The sequence below is a fragment of the Streptomyces diastatochromogenes genome (genome assembly GCF_002242805.1).
GTDB lineage: Bacteria > Actinomycetota > Actinomycetes > Streptomycetales > Streptomycetaceae > Streptomyces > Streptomyces diastatochromogenes.
Genome location: NZ_MCGQ01000055.1, coordinates 69,927 through 84,050, shown reverse-complemented (window position 1 = coordinate 84,050; position 14,124 = coordinate 69,927). Strand labels below are relative to the sequence as shown.

The following is a 14,124-nucleotide window of genomic DNA, read 5'->3' as shown; positions in this document are numbered from 1 at the left end:
CCCTCGCCCCCCACGCACGAACCCCCGCCCCCCGGAGTCACCGCCTTGAGGCTGCACCGCCCACCGAACGACTCCGAGACCTCCGACGACCTTCCGCGCCGCGTGCGCCAGGCGAGCCTCGCGCCCCAACTCCGCCATCAGCGCCCCGAAGAACCGGTGCCGGAACCCGACCCGCGCGGCGACGACCGGCGCACCCCCGAACTCGTACGGGACCGCATGGCGGCCTATCGCGAGGGCTGGACCCGCGGCGGCGGCAGGCAACCCGGCCGCGGCGCCGCCCCGGAACCCGAAACGGGCAGTGACAGCACTGAAGGAGACCCGGCATGATCCAGGACCCGAACATGAGTGCCGCCCAGCGGTCCGGCGAACTCGACTGGCTGCTGGACGACCTGGTGATGCGGGTGAGCGAGGTACGGCACGCCGTCGTGCTGTCCAACGACGGCCTGGCCGTCGGCGCCTCCACCGGCCTCGCGCGGGAGGACGCCGAGCATCTCGCCGCCGTGGCCTCCGGCTTCAACAGCCTCGCCAAGGGCGCGGGACGGCACTTCGGAGCGGGCGGCGTACGCCAGACCATGGTGGAGATGGACGACGCCTTCCTCTTCGTGGCCGCCGCCGGCGAAGGCTCCTGCCTCGCCGTGCTCACCGCCGTCACCGCCGACATCGGCCTGGTCGCCTACGAGATGGCACGACTGGTCAAGCGCGTGGGCGAGCACCTCTACACAGCGCCCCGCGTCGGCGCCCAGCCGCCCGCCGCCGGATGAGCCGGAAGGGCGCCACGCATGACCGAGAAGCCGACCGACGGCCCGCGCGAGCAGGGCAGCCAGTGGTACGACGGCGAGGCCGGGCCCCTGGTCCGCCCCTACGCCATGACCGGCGGACGCACCCAGCCCGGCCCCACCGGAGTGCGCTTCGACCTGATCGCCCTCGTCACCCTCGCCCCCGCCGCACCGGCGGTGGACGACGACACCGCGCTCGGCCCCGAACACCGCGCCCTGGTCGACCTGTGCCGTATCGAGACACAGTCCGTCGCCGAACTCGCAGCTGACGCGGACCTCCCGGTGGGCGTGGTCAGGGTGCTCCTCGGCGACCTCCTGGAACTGGGCTGCGTCACCATCAGCCGCCCGGTACCCCCGGCCCACCTGCCGGACGAACGCATTCTTCGTGAGGTCATCGAAGGGCTGCGGGCGCTGTAGATGAACGTTCAGAATCCGACGGGCGCCTCGCGGCATCCCGTTCCGTGCGCGTTCCGGAACCGACCGGGCGCGAAACGGTCACATCAGGCGTATTCCGGTCCCATCCCCCGGAGGGATGCCGGAGTTGTCATGATGCTGACTTCCCTTCCCGAGCACTCCGACACCGACCGAAGCCGGCCCTCCCGAGAGAAGTGATCATGGTCTCCGAGCACTCCGACGCCGCCGGCGACATGTCCGCCCTGGCGCTGAAGATACTGGTCGCCGGCGGCTTCGGTGTCGGCAAGACGACCCTCGTCGGGGCCGTCAGCGAGATCCGCCCGCTGCGCACCGAGGAACTGCTCAGCGAAGCCGGCCAGTTGGTGGACGACACCGACGGCGTGGACCAGAAGGTCACCACGACCGTCGCCATGGACTTCGGGCGCATCACCATCCGCTCCGGCCTGTCCCTGTACCTCTTCGGGACACCCGGGCAGGACCGCTTCTGGTTCCTCTGGGACGAACTGGCGCAGGGCGCCCTCGGGGCCGTGGTCCTCGCCGACACCCGCCGCCTGGAGGACTGCTTCCCGGCCGTCGACTACTTCGAGCACCGGCGCATCCCGTTCGTGGTGGCCGTCAACTGCTTCGCCGGAGCGCGCAACTACGGCGCCCACGACGTCTCCCGGGCTCTCGACCTGGACCGGGGCACACCCGTGGTGCTGTGCGACGCGCGCGACCGGGACTCCGGCAAGGAGGTGCTGATCCGCCTCGTCGAGTACGCCGGGCGGATGCACACCGCCCGGCTCCTCGACTCGGTGGGCTGAGCCTCAGGCGGCCAGATCCTTGATCGCCACCACCTTTTCCACGGCTACCCGGACCAGCAGCTCGCCAGGGACGCCGTTGCGGGCCCCGTACTCCTCCGCACGCTCCTCGCCCATGTACCGGGCGGCGATGCGGGTGGCCCAAAGACGCACCTCCTCCAGCTCCTCCGACAGCCGGGCGCGCCCGTGCAGCACCGCGAAGTGGAACGGCGGCCGGTCGTCGTCCACGCACAGGGCGATCCGTCCGTCACGGGCGAGATTGCGCCCTTTCACGGTTTCCTTACCGGTGTTGAAGACCAGGTCGTCCCCGTCCAGCAGGAACCAGATCGGGGCCACATGTGGGCCCCCATCGGCGCTGACGGTGGACAGCTTGCCGGTTCGGGTGCCGTACGAGACGAACGCCCGCCATTCCTCATCGGTCATCTTCTGTGCCATACGCCCATCCTGCTTGCCCGCAGGCCGGTGGTGGGGAAGGCTGGCGGACAGTTCCTCCAGCCAGGGGGAGACGTCACACGGGGAGACGGAACATGGCGCAGAACCAGGGACTCGGCTGGCTCCTGGACGATCTGACCGGGCGGGTGGACCATGTGCGGCACGCGCTGGTCCTGTCCAACGACGGACTGGTCACGGGTGCGAGCACCGGCCTTCGCCGCGAGGACGCCGAGCATCTGGCCGCGGTCGCGTCCGGGCTGCACAGCCTCGCGAAGGGATCGGGGCGCCACTTCGGCGCGGGCCGGGTGCGCCAGACGATGATCGAGTACGACGACGCCGTGCTGTTCGTGACCGCCGCCGGCACCGGCAGCTGTCTCTGTGTGCTCAGTGGCGCGCAGGCCGACATCGGCCAGATCGCCTATGAGATGACCCTGCTCGTCAACCGGGTCGGCGAACACCTCGGTGTGGATGCCCGGCAACCCGATCGCGCTCCGCTGTCAGACCTTTGACCTGCGTCTTTGCCTCGCGCGGTGGAGTTATCCACAGGCTCGCCATGATGTGCGCCGAACCGGCTACGGTGTGTGCACGGCGAACGCACAGGGCGTGAGCCATCGACTCCACGGGGGAGTACGACCATGTCGGGAAGCATCTACGTCCCTGCCCGCACCGTCACCTGCACGCCGGGCCGCGCGGCTCGTGAACTGGGGCTCAGGCGCCGCGAGTTCGACCTCGCCGTCCGTCTCGGCCGTATCCGGACCGTGCCCGACGAGGGGGGAGGCGGGGGTCGCCGGGTCGAACGAGCCGAGATCGACCGGCTGCGCGCCCAGGACGGCTTTCCCGGCACTCTCCGTGAGCGCGTGCACGTCGTGGGTACGGCGGAGGGCGCCGCGCTCATGGAGATCCCCGCGGGCAGGTTCACCCGGCTCGCCCGTCTGGGTCTGCTGGTGCCGGTGCGTTTCTACCTCAACCGCTATCGAGCCGTGGTCTGGCTCTATCTGGCAGAGGACCTACGCCAGTTCACGGCCGGGGCCGAGAACGCGCACCTGCTCAAGGGCCGTACGCCGGAGAGCCTCAGGGGCCAACTGGCGGCCGGGGTCGACCTTCGGGCCCGTAACTGGCGGGGACGGCAACTCGGATTCCTGACGAGGCAGTCCGAAGACCCATGGGCGCACGCAGGGGTCGTGGCCGCCTTCCTTCCGCCCGTCGACGTCGCGGACGTGGTCAGGGACCCCTATGAGCGTGCCCACCTGAACCGCTTCCGGCCCGCTCCGCCCGACCACGGAGCGCCGGGATCACCGTCCGCGCAATGTGCCGAGCAGCTGATGACGGCACAGGACCCGGACGAGATCGGCTGGCTGCGCAGCAACCTCGCGCACACGGTGGAGCAGGCGCGCGCCCACTCACCGGCCCCGCGCCCGGCCCCACGGCACACCGCGCCCACACCACGGCCGACCCCGCCGGCCGCGCCCCGGGACCACGACTCCCGGCCGGAGGCACGGCGACCGACCCGCGGACTGCGGGCATGGCTCCGCCGCAGAAACCCCCGGCCCGCCGGGGTCTGAACCCCGCACTACAGGGCCCGGAACAGACCCTCCTGGACGACCGAGACGAGCAGCCGCCCCTGCAGGTCGTAGATACGCCCGCGGGCCAGACCGCGCCCGCCGGTGGCGATCGGGGACTCCTGGTCGTACAGGAACCACTCGTCCGCGCGGAACGGCCGGTGGAACCACATGGCGTGGTCCAGCGAGGCCATGTCGAAGTTCCGCGCGGCCCACAGGGGTTCGACCGGGATGCGGACCGCGTCCAGGAGGGTCATGTCACTGGCGTAGGTCAGCGCGCACGTGTGCACCAGCGGGTCGTCACCGAGCGGACCGACCGCGCGCATCCACACGGCGCTGCGCGGTTCACCCCCCTCGATCTCCTCGGGGTGCCAGCGCAGCCGGTCGACGTAACGGATGTCGAAGGGCTGGCGGCGCGCCATCCGCTCCAGCTGCTCCGGCAGAGCGCCCAGGTGCTTGCGGATCTCCTCGGTCACCGTCGGCAGGGACTCCGGGTCCGGCACTTCACGGGCCGGTGGCAGCTGGTGCTCGAACGGTCCTTCCTCGGGCTTGTGAAAGGAGGCGGTCAGATTGAAGATCGTGCGGCCCTGCTGCACGGCCGTGACCCGGCGCGTCGTGAACGACCGTCCGTCGCGGACCCGCTCCACCTGGTACACGATGGGCACGCCCGGCCGGCCCGGGCGCAGGAAGTACGCGTGCAGCGAGTGCACCGGGCGTTCGCCGTCCGTGGTGCGCCCGGCGGCGACCAGTGCCTGGCCCGCCACCTGGCCGCCGAAGACCCGCTGCAGGGACTCCTGCGGGCTTCGGCCACGGAAGATGTTGACCTCGATCTGCTCCAGGTCGAGCAGGTCGACCAGTCTCTCGGCCGGGTTCGTCATCGGTGGGATTCTCCTGTGCTCAGAGCTGGCCGACATCGGTGACGCGCACGACCGCACGGCCCTCGGCGTCGGAGGCCGCCAGGTCGATCTCCGCGCTGATGCCCCAGTCGTGGTCGTTGTTCGGGTCGTCGAAGATCTGGCGGACGCGCCAGAGGCCGTTCTCCGGCTCCTCCTTGATGACCAGCAGCTTGGGGCCGCGGGCGTCGGGGCCGGTGCCGAGGTCCTCGTACTCGTCCCAGTACTTGTCCATCGCCTCGCCCCACGCCTCGGCGTCCCAGCCGGCCTCGGCGTCCATCTCGCCCAGTTCGCCGACCTGGTCGAGGGCGGCCAGCTCCACGCGGCGGAACATGGCGTTGCGGACGAGTACCCGGAAGGCGCGCGCGTTCGTGGTGACCGGCTTGACCTCGTCGGCCTTCTCCTGGGCCTGCTCGGCGGTCATCTCCTCCGGGTTGGCCAGCTGCTCCCACTCGTCCAGCAGGCTGGAGTCCACCTGGCGCACCATCTCGCCGAGCCACTCGATCAGGTCCTGCAGGTCCTCGGACTTCAGGTCGTCCGGGATGGTGTGGTCGAGGGTCTTGTAGGCGCTGGCGAGGTAGCGCAGCACGATGCCCTCGGTGCGGGCCAGCTCGTAGAAGGACACCAGTTCCGTGAAGGACATCGCCCGTTCGTACATGTCCCGGATGACGGACTTGGGCGACAGCGGGTGGTCGCCGACCCACGGGTGGCTCTTGCGGTAGGTGTTGTACGCGTGGAAGAGCAGCTCTTCCAGCGGCTTCGGGTACGAGATGTCCTGGAGGCGCTCCATACGCTCCTCGTACTCGACACCGTCGGCCTTCATCGCGGCCACGGCCTCGCCGCGCGCCTTGTTCTGCTGGGCGACGAGGATCTGCCGCGGGTCGTCCAGCGTGGACTCGACCACGGACACCATGTCGAGGGCGTACGACGGCGAATCGGGGTCGAGCAGTTCGAAGGAGGCGAGCGCGAACGTGGACAGCGGCTGGTTGAGGGCGAAGTCCTGCTGGAGGTCGACCGTGAGCCGGACGATGCGGCCCTCGGCGTCCGGCTTGTCGAGCTTCTCCACGATGCCGCCGTCCAGCAGCGAGCGGTAGATCGCGATCGCGCGCCGGATGTGCCTCAACTGCTGCCTGCGCGGCTCGTGGTTGTCCTCCAGGAGGTGACGCATCGCCTCGAAGGCGTTGCCGGGACGGGCGATCACCGACAGCAGCATCGTGTGGGTCACCCGGAACCGCGAGGTGAGCGGCTCGGGTTCGGACGCGATCAGCTTCTCGAAGGTGTTCTCCGTCCAGCCGACGAAGCCCTCCGGTGCCTTCTTGCGCACCACCTTGCGGCGCTTCTTCGGGTCGTCGCCGGCCTTGGCGAGGGCCTTCTCGTTCTCGATGACGTGCTCGGGCGCCTGCGCCACGACGAGTCCCGCCGTGTCGAAACCGGCCCGGCCGGCCCGGCCCGCGATCTGGTGGAACTCGCGGGCGCGCAGCGTGCGCACCCGGCTGCCGTCGTACTTGGTCAGCGCGGTGAACAGCACCGTCCGAATAGGCACGTTGACGCCCACGCCGAGCGTGTCCGTACCGCAGATGACCTTGAGCAGACCGGCCTGGGCGAGCTTCTCCACCAGGCGCCGGTACTTGGGCAGCATGCCGGCGTGGTGGACGCCGATGCCGTGGCGGACGTAACGGGAGAGGTTGCGGCCGAACTTGGTGGTGAAGCGGAAGTTGCCGATCAGCTCGGCGATCTGGTCCTTCTCCTCGCGCGAGCACATGTTGATGCTCATCAGCGCCTGCGCCCGCTCCACGGCCTGCGCCTGGGTGAAGTGCACGATGTACACGGGGGCCTGCTTGGTCTCCAGCAGGTCGGTGAGCGTCTCGGTGAGCGGGGTGAGCTGGTACTCGTAGGAGAGGGGCACCGGGCGGGTGGCCGAGCGGACCACCGCCGTGGGGCGGCCGGTGCGGCGGGTGAGGTCCTTCTCGAAGAAGGACACATCGCCCAAAGTGGCCGACATCAGGATGAACTGCGCCTGAGGGAGTTCCAGCAGCGGGATCTGCCAGGCCCAGCCGCGGTCGCCCTCCGCGTAGAAGTGGAACTCGTCCATCACGACCTGACCGACGTCCGCGTGCTTGCCGTCGCGCAGCGCGATCGACGCCAGCACCTCGGCGGTGCAGCAGATCACGGGCGCGTCGGCGTTGACGGAGGCGTCGCCGGTGAGCATGCCGACGTTCTCGGTGCCGAAGAGCTTGCACAGCTCGAAGAACTTCTCCGACACCAGCGCCTTGATCGGTGCCGTGTAGAAGGTGACCTCGTCCCGGGCCAGCGCGGCGAAGTGCGCGCCCGCGGCGATCATGCTCTTGCCGGAGCCGGTGGGCGTCGAGACGATCACGTTCGCCCCGGAGACCGCCTCGATCAGCGCCTCCTCCTGGTGGGGGTAGAGCGTGAGACCGCGCTCCTGCGCCCACGACTCGAAGGCTTCGTACAGGGCGTCGGGGTCGGCGGTCGGCGGCAGCTGATCGATGAGGGTCACGCACCCATCTTGCCTGGCCTTCTCCCCGAGAGGGGAATCGGCTGCGGATGCGAAGATCATGGCCGCTACGCTGTGTCGCCGACGGCGCGTCAGTGCACCGGGTCAACTGGACAGCGGCACACGAGGAATGGGGCGGGAAGCGGCCATGATGGGACCAGCACACTCACTGTCGGGGGCCGCGGCCTGGCTCGGCGTCGGAGCCGCGGCCGCCGCGGCCGGGCACCCGATGCCCTGGCCGGTCCTGCTCGTCGGCGCGCTGATCTGCGCCGGTGCGGCGCTCGCCCCGGATCTCGACCACAAGGCGGCCACCATCTCGCGGGCCTTCGGACCGGTCTCGCGATGGCTCTGCGAGATCGTGGACAAGCTGTCGTACGCCGTCTACAAGTCGACCAGGAAGAAGGGCGACGCGCGGCGCTCGGGCGGCCACCGCACGCTCACGCACACCTGGCTGTGGGCGGTCCTCATCGGCGCCGGCAGCTCCGCGGTGGCGATCGCCGGTGGCCGTTGGGCGGTCCTGGCGATCCTTTTCGTGCACATGGTGCTGGCGATCGAAGGTCTGCTGTGGCGGGCGGCCCGGGGCTCCAGCAGCGATGTCCTGGTCTGGCTGCTCGCGGCGACGAGCGCCTGGATCCTCGCGGGGATCCTGGACAAGCCGGGCAACGGCTCCGACTGGCTGTTCACCGCGCCGGGGCAGGAGTACCTGTGGCTGGGGCTGCCGATCGTGCTGGGCGCGCTGGTGCACGACATCGGGGACGCGCTGACAGTGTCCGGCTGCCCGATCCTGTGGCCGATCCCGTTGGGCCGCAAGCGCTGGTACCCGATCGGGCCGCCGAAGGCGATGCGGTTCCGGGCGGGCAGCTGGGTCGAGCTGAAGGTGCTGATGCCCGTGTTCATGCTGCTCGGGGGAGTGGGCTGCGCCGCGGCCCTCAACGTGATCTGACGCTCCCGGCCCGGTCAGCTCCCCTCGCCCGGCTCCGTCCCGCCGTACCGGCGCTCGAACCGGGCGACGCGGCCCTCGGTGTCCACGGTGCGGGCCCTGCCCGTGTAGAAGGGGTGGCTCTCGGAGGAGATCTCCACGTCGATCACCGGGTAGGTCTCGCCGTCGTCCCACTCGATGGTCTGCTCGCTGCTCGCCGTGGACCGGGTGAGGAACGCGTAGCCGGCGGCTCGGTCCCGGAAGACCACCGGGTGGTACTCGGGGTGCTTGTCCTGCTGCATGGCGGCTCCTCGCGCGGGGCGGTGGGGCAGGGGGCGGCCTGGTCAGCCGGAGAGGGAGTCCTCGTCGACGATGTGCATCGCGGCCTCCTCGGCGGATGCGGCGGCTCCGTCGATGCCTACGTCGGTGGCGATGAGGGCGCTCTCCTCGTCCTCGTGGGCGCCTTCGTCGGGGGCGACCAGGCGGCCGGAGCGGCGCCCGCCGACCTCGTTGTCGAGCAGTTCGCCGTCGGCCTCGCAGTCCCCGATGCCGTCGCCGTCAGGCACGTCGTTGTCCGGCAGCTCCTCGGCGAGCCGCTGGTCCAGCGTTTCCCCGGAGAGACGTTCGCTCGCGGTCACCCCGGTGTGCTGGACCGCCCACGGCCGCTCCGGAGGGGACCAGCCACGGTCCAGCGGGTCGTCGACGCCGTCGAAGTCCAGTGTGTCCTCGACGTCGAGCACGCCCGAGTCCTCCCGGACCTCCGAGGCATCGGAGGCATCGGGCTGGTAGACGTCGTCCCCCCATCCGTCGGCGCTGTCCACGGGTACCTCCAGGTGGTGAGGACGGCCTCGTGCCCCGGCGAGGGGCAGGGCGCCGCCGGCACGCTCGGCACGGTTTCACACGGCAGGAACCGAAGGGGTCCCAGCCGTTCCCCGAGCCGGTGCCGCTATCCAGCCTTCCACCCCTGTTCGGCACCGCGCAACGGCACGGGGCCTGGCCTGCGGCTGGGCACCCCGGCCAGGCCCCGCCTCGCTGCTCCTGCCCGGGGTCACCCAGCCACCCCCAACCGGCCCCTGCGATCACTGTCCGTGTCGCCGCGGATGTGTTCACCGTCCGTGTCGGCACGTGTACGGCGAAGCGAACCCCAGCCCCTGCCCGCGCCCACTCAGCCGTGCCACGACCGCCACAGCGCCGCGTACGCCCCGTCCGCCGCGACCAGCTCCTCGTGGCTGCCCAGCTCGCTGATGCGGCCGTTCTCCACGACGGCGATCACATCGGCGTCGTGGGCGGTGTGCAGGCGGTGGGCGATGGCGACCACCGTGCGGCCGTCGAGGACGCGGGCCAGGGAGCGTTCCAGGTGACGGGCCGCGCGCGGGTCGAGCAACGAGGTCGCCTCGTCCAGGACCAGGGTGTGCGGGTCGGCCAGCACCAGCCGGGCCAGCGCGATCTGCTGGGCCTGCGCCGGGGTCAGCGCCAGTCCGCCCGAGCCGACCTCGGTGTCCAGCCCGTCGTCCAGTGCCCGCGCCCAGCCGTCCGCGTCGACCGCGCCCAGTGCCGCCCACAGCTCGGCGTCGTGGCTGCCGATGGGGGTCCCCCCGCTCGAGCGAAGTCGAGAGTGGGGGAGGGCCAGCAGGAGGTTGTCGCGCAGGGAGCCGACGAAGACGTGGTGCTCCTGGTTGACGAGGGCGACGTGCGAGCGGACGCGTTCGGCCGGCATCCGGGACAGCTCCGCGCCACCGAGGGTGATGCGGCCGTCCCGGGGCGCGTAGATGCCGGCGAGCAGCCTGCCCAGCGTGGACTTGCCCGCGCCGGAGGGGCCGACCAGCGCCAGCCGGGTCCCCGGGGCGACCTGCAGGGAGACCTTGCGCAGCACGTCGACGCCCTCGCGGTAGCCGAAGTGCACCTGGTCGGCGTGCACGTCCCGGCCGCCGGGGGCCAGCGAGGCGTCCCCGGCGTCCGGCTCGATGTCCCGGACGCCGACCAGACGGGCGAGCGACACCTGGGCCACCTGCACCTCGTCGTACCAGCGCAGGATCAGGTTCACCGGGTCGACGAGCATCTGCGCGATGAGGGCGCCCGTCGTCAGCTGGCCGACCCCGATCCAGCCCCGCAGCACGAACGCACCGCCGACCATGAGGACCGAGCCGAGCACGATGACGTGGACGGCGTTGATCACCGGGAAGAGCACGGACCGCAGCCAGAGCGTGTACCGCTCCCAGGCGGTCCACTCCTTGATCCGCCGCTCCGACAGGGCGATACGCCGGTCGCCCAGGCGGTGCGCCTCGATGGTGTGGCCCGCGTCCACGGTCTCGGCGAGCGCGGCGGCGACGGCGGCGTATCCGGCGGACTCGGAGCGGTAGCCGGAGGGCGCTCGTTTGAAGTACCAGCGGCACCCCGCCACCAGCACCGGTACGGCGAGCAGTACGGCGGCCGCCAGCGGCGGGGCCGTCACGACGAGCCCGCCGAGCAGCAGCAGGGCCCACACGACACCGATCGCCAGCTGCGGTACGGCTTCCCGCATGGCGTTGGCGAGGCGGTCGATGTCGGTGGTGATGCGGGAGAGCAGGTCACCCGTGCCCGCCCGCTCCAGCACGCCCGGCGGCAGGCCCACCGAACGGACGAGGAAGTCCTCGCGCAAGTCGGCCAGCATCCGCTCGCCGAGCACCGCTCCGCGCAGCCGCACCTGCCGGACGAACAGGGCCTGCACGACAAGGGCGAACACGAACAGCCCTGCGGTCAGGCCCAGATGGAGCTCCCGTGCCCGGTCCGACACGCGCTCGACGAGGCCGCCGAGCAGGTACGGGCCGACCATGGAGGCGACCACGGCCACGGTGTTGACGGCGATGAGGAGCAGGAAGGCCCGGCGGTGCCGGCGGAACAGCTCGGTCACGTAGGCGCGCACGGTCGCGGTCGCGCCGACGGGCAGGGTGGTGGCGGTCGTCGGGGCCGCCGGGTCGTACGCCGGTGGCGCAACGCCGATCATGCGCTCTCCTCGATCTCTTCCAGTTTTTCGAAGGCACCCAGGAGGGCGCCCCCCTCGGCCAGGGCCGTATCCGCGTCGGCCGCGGCCAGCTCCTCGTCGGTCTCCCGCGTGACCACGGCCCGGTACCGCGGTTCGGTGTCGATCAGTTCGCGGTGCACGCCGACCGCCACCACCTCGTCCTGGTGGACGAGGGCGACCCGGTCCGCGCGGTCCAGCAGCAGCGGCGAGGAGGTGAACAGCACTGTCGTCCGGCCGGAGCGCAGCCGGCGCAGCCCGTCCGCGATCCGGGCCTCGGTGTGCGAGTCGACCGCGGAGGTCGGCTCGTCCAGCACCAGCACCTCGGGGTCGGTGATCAGGGACCGGGCCAGGGCGAGCCGCTGGCGCTGGCCGCCGGACAGGGAGCGGCCGCGCTCGGTGATGCGGGCGTCCATCGGGTCGGCGGCGTCCAGCGACCCCTGGACCAGCGCGTCCAGGACGTCCTCGCACTGTGCGGCCGCCAGCGCGTCCGGGGCGCGTACGGCACCGGAGGCGGGAACGTCGAGCAGTTCGCGCAGTGAACCGGACAGCAGCACCGGGTCCTTGTCCTGGACGAGGACGGCGGTGCGGGCGCTGTCGAGCGGGAGATCGTCGAGCGGCACCCCGCCGAGCAGCACCGAGGGGCCCGGCTCGGCCGGGTGGCCGCCCAGCCGCTCCGCGAGCCGGCCGGCCGCGTCCGGGTCACCGCACACCACCGCGGTGAACCGGCCGGCGGCCGCGAGCAGACCGGTGGCCGGGTCGTACAGGTCGCCGCCCGGCACCGCGGCCGCGCGGGAGCCGTCGGCGTCCGTGGACCGCTCAAGTGACAGCACGCGCGCGGCCCGTTTGGCCGAGGGCCGCGAGAAGGAGTACGCCATGGCGATCTCCTCGAAGTGCCGCAGCGGGTAGTTGACGACCATGACCGCGCTGTAGACGGTGACGAGTTCGCCGATCGTGATCCGGCCCTCGCGGGCCAGGTGGACGCCGTGCCAGACGACCGCGATCAGCAGCAGTCCGGGGAGCAGCACCTGGATCGCGGTGATCAGTGACCACATCCGGGCGCTGCGCACGGCGGCGTGCCGTACCTCCTGTGAGGCGCGGCGGTAGCGGTCGAGGAACAGCTCCTCGCCGCCGATCCCGCGCAGGACGCGCAGCCCGGCGACCGTGTCCGAGGCCAGTTCGGTGGCCCGGCCCGCCTTCTCGCGCTGGACGTCGGCGCGACGGGTGGCGCGGGGCAGCAGCGGCAGCACGGCGAGCGCGACGACCGGCAGGCCCACGGCGACGACCACACCCAGGGCGGGCTGGTAGACGACCAGGCCCACACAGACCACGACGACCGTCAGTGCGGCGGCGGTGAAGCGGGAGACGGCCTCGACGAACCAGCCGATCTTCTCCACGTCGCCGGTGGAGACGGCCACCACCTCGCCGGCCGCGACCCGCCGGGTCAGTGCGGAACCCAGCTGGGCCGCCTTGCGGGCCAGCAACTGCTGGACCCGGGCGGCGGCGGTGATCCAGTTGGTGACGGCGGTCCGGTGCAGGAAGGTGTCGCCGACGGCGATGCCGGTCCCGCAGAGCAGCATCAGACCACCCGTCAGGGCGAGCCGCGTGCCGGAGTGGTCGATGACGGCCTGGACGGCGAGACCGACGCAGAAGGGCAGGGCGGAGACGGCGACGAAGTGCAGCAGGCCCCAGGCGAGCGACTTGAGCTGGCCGCCCGTCTGGTTGCGCCAGAGCCACCACAGGAGGCGAGGACCCGAACGTGCGTCAGGTACACCCGGGTCGGAATACGGAAGGTCTTGAATCTGCATGACGTCCCAGTGGCTCGTGTCAGGGAGGGTGGGAGGGCGGCAACAAACCGTGAAAGGGTCGCGTCGCAGAGTGGTGAAATTCAACCGGTTTTCCCCGACGGCAAGCGCAATCCGCCGGGTTCCGGCCAGATAGCCCGTCGCCGGGAGTGACGCTTGTCCGGGAGCCTGTGGCCCGGTTCGGCGGATTCCGAAGATCGCACAATCGGCCTGCGGGAGATGCGACCATGGTCACGTGCGGATCGACGGTGTACGGCGTGTGGCGATAGCGGTGGCGGCTTGCGGAACCCTTCTGGCGGCTCTGTCCGGGTGTGGCGCGAAGGGGCGTGCCCACAGCGACCCTGAACCCGGTGCCCAGGCAGGGAAGTCCAGCGCGGGCAGCCGTGACCCGCACCACATCCCGGGCGTCGGTGCCCGCCTGCAGCGGCGGATTCCGGCCGACTCCGGGCAGGTGGTGGCCGTCTACGGCGACGGCAAGGACTCGGCGGACTCCACGGTCGTGCTCTACGCCAAGCGGGGCGCGGCATGGCAGCGGGTCCGCAGTTGGCCTGCGCACAACGGCAAGAGGGGCTGGACCACCGACCACCACTCCGGCGACCGGCGCAGCCCCGTCGGCGTGTTCACCCTCACCGACGCGGGCGGCGTGCTCAAGGATCCGGGCGCCGAACTGCCGTACACGCAGGACCCTGCCTTCGCCGCCCCGCGCTGGTGGGCCAAGTCGCACTGGCACGACTTCGACTACGTCATCGCCATCGACTACAACCGCGTCAAGGGCACCCCGCCGAACAACCCGACGCGCCCCGAGGGTGAGGAGAAGGGCGGGAGCATCTGGCTGCACATGGACCACGGCAGCGGTACGTCGGGCTGCGTCAGCATGTCCAAGCCGGCCATGGCGTACCTGCTGCGCAGCCTCGACCCGGATCGGCATCCCGTGGTGGTGATGGGAGACAGGGCGGACCTGATGAGCTAGTACGGATGGCGGGACGCCTCATTGCGGGACGGCCCCGACTCGC

General features: G+C 71.3%; 14 protein-coding genes and 1 pseudogene. 8 read left to right on the top strand and 7 right to left on the bottom strand.

From position 1 onward, the window contains the following. From BEK98_RS43310 to BEK98_RS43295, 4 genes and pseudogenes are all read left to right on the top strand, one after another. A pseudogene (locus BEK98_RS43310) lies at nucleotides 1-327 on the top strand (ATPase); the annotation flags it as partial. Further along, nucleotides 324-761: a roadblock/LC7 domain-containing protein gene (locus BEK98_RS43305; protein WP_094222326.1), complete on the top strand. Its 438-nt coding sequence runs from the start codon at nucleotides 324-326 to the stop codon at nucleotides 759-761. The pseudogene BEK98_RS43310 and the gene BEK98_RS43305, both read left to right, overlap by 4 nt. A gap of 18 nt (nucleotides 762-779) precedes the next feature. After that, nucleotides 780-1,193, top strand: a complete 414-nt coding sequence (locus BEK98_RS43300) for a DUF742 domain-containing protein (RefSeq protein ID WP_094222325.1) — start codon at nucleotides 780-782, stop codon at nucleotides 1,191-1,193. 197 nt (nucleotides 1,194-1,390) lie between these two features. After that, entirely contained in the window at nucleotides 1,391-1,993 is a 603-nt protein-coding gene (locus BEK98_RS43295; RefSeq protein ID WP_094222331.1) for a GTP-binding protein, read from the top strand. 3 nt (nucleotides 1,994-1,996) lie between these two features. On the opposite strand, the gene BEK98_RS43290 is transcribed toward BEK98_RS43295, so the two are convergent. Beyond that, on the bottom strand, nucleotides 1,997-2,425 hold the full coding sequence (locus tag BEK98_RS43290) for a PPOX class F420-dependent oxidoreductase (RefSeq protein ID WP_094222324.1): 429 nt from the start codon (nucleotides 2,423-2,425) through the stop codon (nucleotides 1,997-1,999). Nucleotides 2,426-2,517: 92 nt separating this feature from the next. Here BEK98_RS43290 and BEK98_RS43285 point away from each other — a divergent pair, with 92 nt between their 5' ends. After that, on the top strand, nucleotides 2,518-2,931 hold the full coding sequence (locus BEK98_RS43285; protein ID WP_094222323.1) for a roadblock/LC7 domain-containing protein: 414 nt from the start codon (nucleotides 2,518-2,520) through the stop codon (nucleotides 2,929-2,931). 126 nt (nucleotides 2,932-3,057) lie between these two features. Further along, nucleotides 3,058-3,984 (top strand): DUF6397 family protein, encoded by a 927-nt coding sequence (locus BEK98_RS43280; RefSeq protein WP_094222322.1) that lies wholly within the window; start codon nucleotides 3,058-3,060, stop codon nucleotides 3,982-3,984. A gap of 8 nt (nucleotides 3,985-3,992) precedes the next feature. Here the strand turns inward: BEK98_RS43280 and BEK98_RS43275 are convergent, their stop codons facing one another. Together BEK98_RS43275 and BEK98_RS43270 are read right to left on the bottom strand one after the other, a co-directional pair. After that, entirely contained in the window at nucleotides 3,993-4,859 is an 867-nt protein-coding gene (locus BEK98_RS43275) for an acyl-CoA thioesterase (protein WP_094222321.1), read from the bottom strand. A 19-nt stretch (nucleotides 4,860-4,878) separates the two neighbouring features. After that, on the bottom strand, nucleotides 4,879-7,392 hold the full coding sequence (locus BEK98_RS43270) for a DEAD/DEAH box helicase (RefSeq protein WP_167444408.1): 2,514 nt from the start codon (nucleotides 7,390-7,392) through the stop codon (nucleotides 4,879-4,881). A 145-nt stretch (nucleotides 7,393-7,537) separates the two neighbouring features. On the opposite strand from BEK98_RS43270, the gene BEK98_RS43265 reads away from it, so the two are divergent. Next, on the top strand, nucleotides 7,538-8,332 hold the full coding sequence (locus tag BEK98_RS43265; RefSeq protein ID WP_094222319.1) for a metal-dependent hydrolase: 795 nt from the start codon (nucleotides 7,538-7,540) through the stop codon (nucleotides 8,330-8,332). A gap of 14 nt (nucleotides 8,333-8,346) precedes the next feature. On the opposite strand, the gene BEK98_RS43260 is transcribed toward BEK98_RS43265, so the two are convergent. From BEK98_RS43260 to BEK98_RS43245, 4 genes are all read right to left on the bottom strand, one after another. Further along, nucleotides 8,347-8,610, bottom strand: coding sequence for a type B 50S ribosomal protein L31 (locus tag BEK98_RS43260; RefSeq protein WP_094222318.1), 264 nt, complete (start codon nucleotides 8,608-8,610; stop codon nucleotides 8,347-8,349). Nucleotides 8,611-8,652: 42 nt separating this feature from the next. Then, complete coding sequence (locus BEK98_RS43255; protein WP_094222317.1) at nucleotides 8,653-9,129, bottom strand: DUF5709 domain-containing protein; 477 nt, start codon at nucleotides 9,127-9,129, stop codon at nucleotides 8,653-8,655. Nucleotides 9,130-9,473: 344 nt separating this feature from the next. Next, a complete protein-coding gene (locus tag BEK98_RS43250; RefSeq protein ID WP_094222316.1) occupies nucleotides 9,474-11,291 on the bottom strand; it encodes an ABC transporter ATP-binding protein in 1,818 nt (605 codons plus the stop codon). Beyond that, entirely contained in the window at nucleotides 11,288-13,114 is a 1,827-nt protein-coding gene (locus tag BEK98_RS43245) for an ABC transporter transmembrane domain-containing protein (protein WP_094222315.1), read from the bottom strand. The genes BEK98_RS43250 and BEK98_RS43245 overlap by 4 nt, the downstream gene beginning before the upstream one ends. A gap of 232 nt (nucleotides 13,115-13,346) precedes the next feature. On the opposite strand from BEK98_RS43245, the gene BEK98_RS43240 reads away from it, so the two are divergent. Continuing rightward, nucleotides 13,347-14,081, top strand: a complete 735-nt coding sequence (locus BEK98_RS43240) for a L,D-transpeptidase family protein (protein ID WP_094222314.1) — start codon at nucleotides 13,347-13,349, stop codon at nucleotides 14,079-14,081. The last annotated feature ends 43 nt before the right edge of the window (nucleotides 14,082-14,124 follow it).

Bases quoted from the DNA above. Each gene is read 5' to 3' on its own strand.
- BEK98_RS43305 (WP_094222326.1), top strand. From the start codon at position 324: ATGATCCAGGACCCGAACATGAGTGCCGCCCAGCGGTCCGGCGAACTC.
- BEK98_RS43300 (WP_094222325.1), top strand. From the start codon at position 780: ATGACCGAGAAGCCGACCGACGGCCCGCGCGAGCAGGGCAGCCAGTGG.
- BEK98_RS43295 (WP_094222331.1), top strand. From the start codon at position 1,391: ATGGTCTCCGAGCACTCCGACGCCGCCGGCGACATGTCCGCCCTGGCG.
- BEK98_RS43290 (WP_094222324.1), bottom strand. From the start codon at position 2,425: ATGGCACAGAAGATGACCGATGAGGAATGGCGGGCGTTCGTCTCGTAC.
- BEK98_RS43285 (WP_094222323.1), top strand. From the start codon at position 2,518: ATGGCGCAGAACCAGGGACTCGGCTGGCTCCTGGACGATCTGACCGGG.
- BEK98_RS43280 (WP_094222322.1), top strand. From the start codon at position 3,058: ATGTCGGGAAGCATCTACGTCCCTGCCCGCACCGTCACCTGCACGCCG.
- BEK98_RS43275 (WP_094222321.1), bottom strand. From the start codon at position 4,859: ATGACGAACCCGGCCGAGAGACTGGTCGACCTGCTCGACCTGGAGCAG.
- BEK98_RS43265 (WP_094222319.1), top strand. From the start codon at position 7,538: ATGATGGGACCAGCACACTCACTGTCGGGGGCCGCGGCCTGGCTCGGC.
- BEK98_RS43260 (WP_094222318.1), bottom strand. From the start codon at position 8,610: ATGCAGCAGGACAAGCACCCCGAGTACCACCCGGTGGTCTTCCGGGAC.
- BEK98_RS43250 (WP_094222316.1), bottom strand. From the start codon at position 11,291: ATGATCGGCGTTGCGCCACCGGCGTACGACCCGGCGGCCCCGACGACC.
- BEK98_RS43245 (WP_094222315.1), bottom strand. From the start codon at position 13,114: ATGCAGATTCAAGACCTTCCGTATTCCGACCCGGGTGTACCTGACGCA.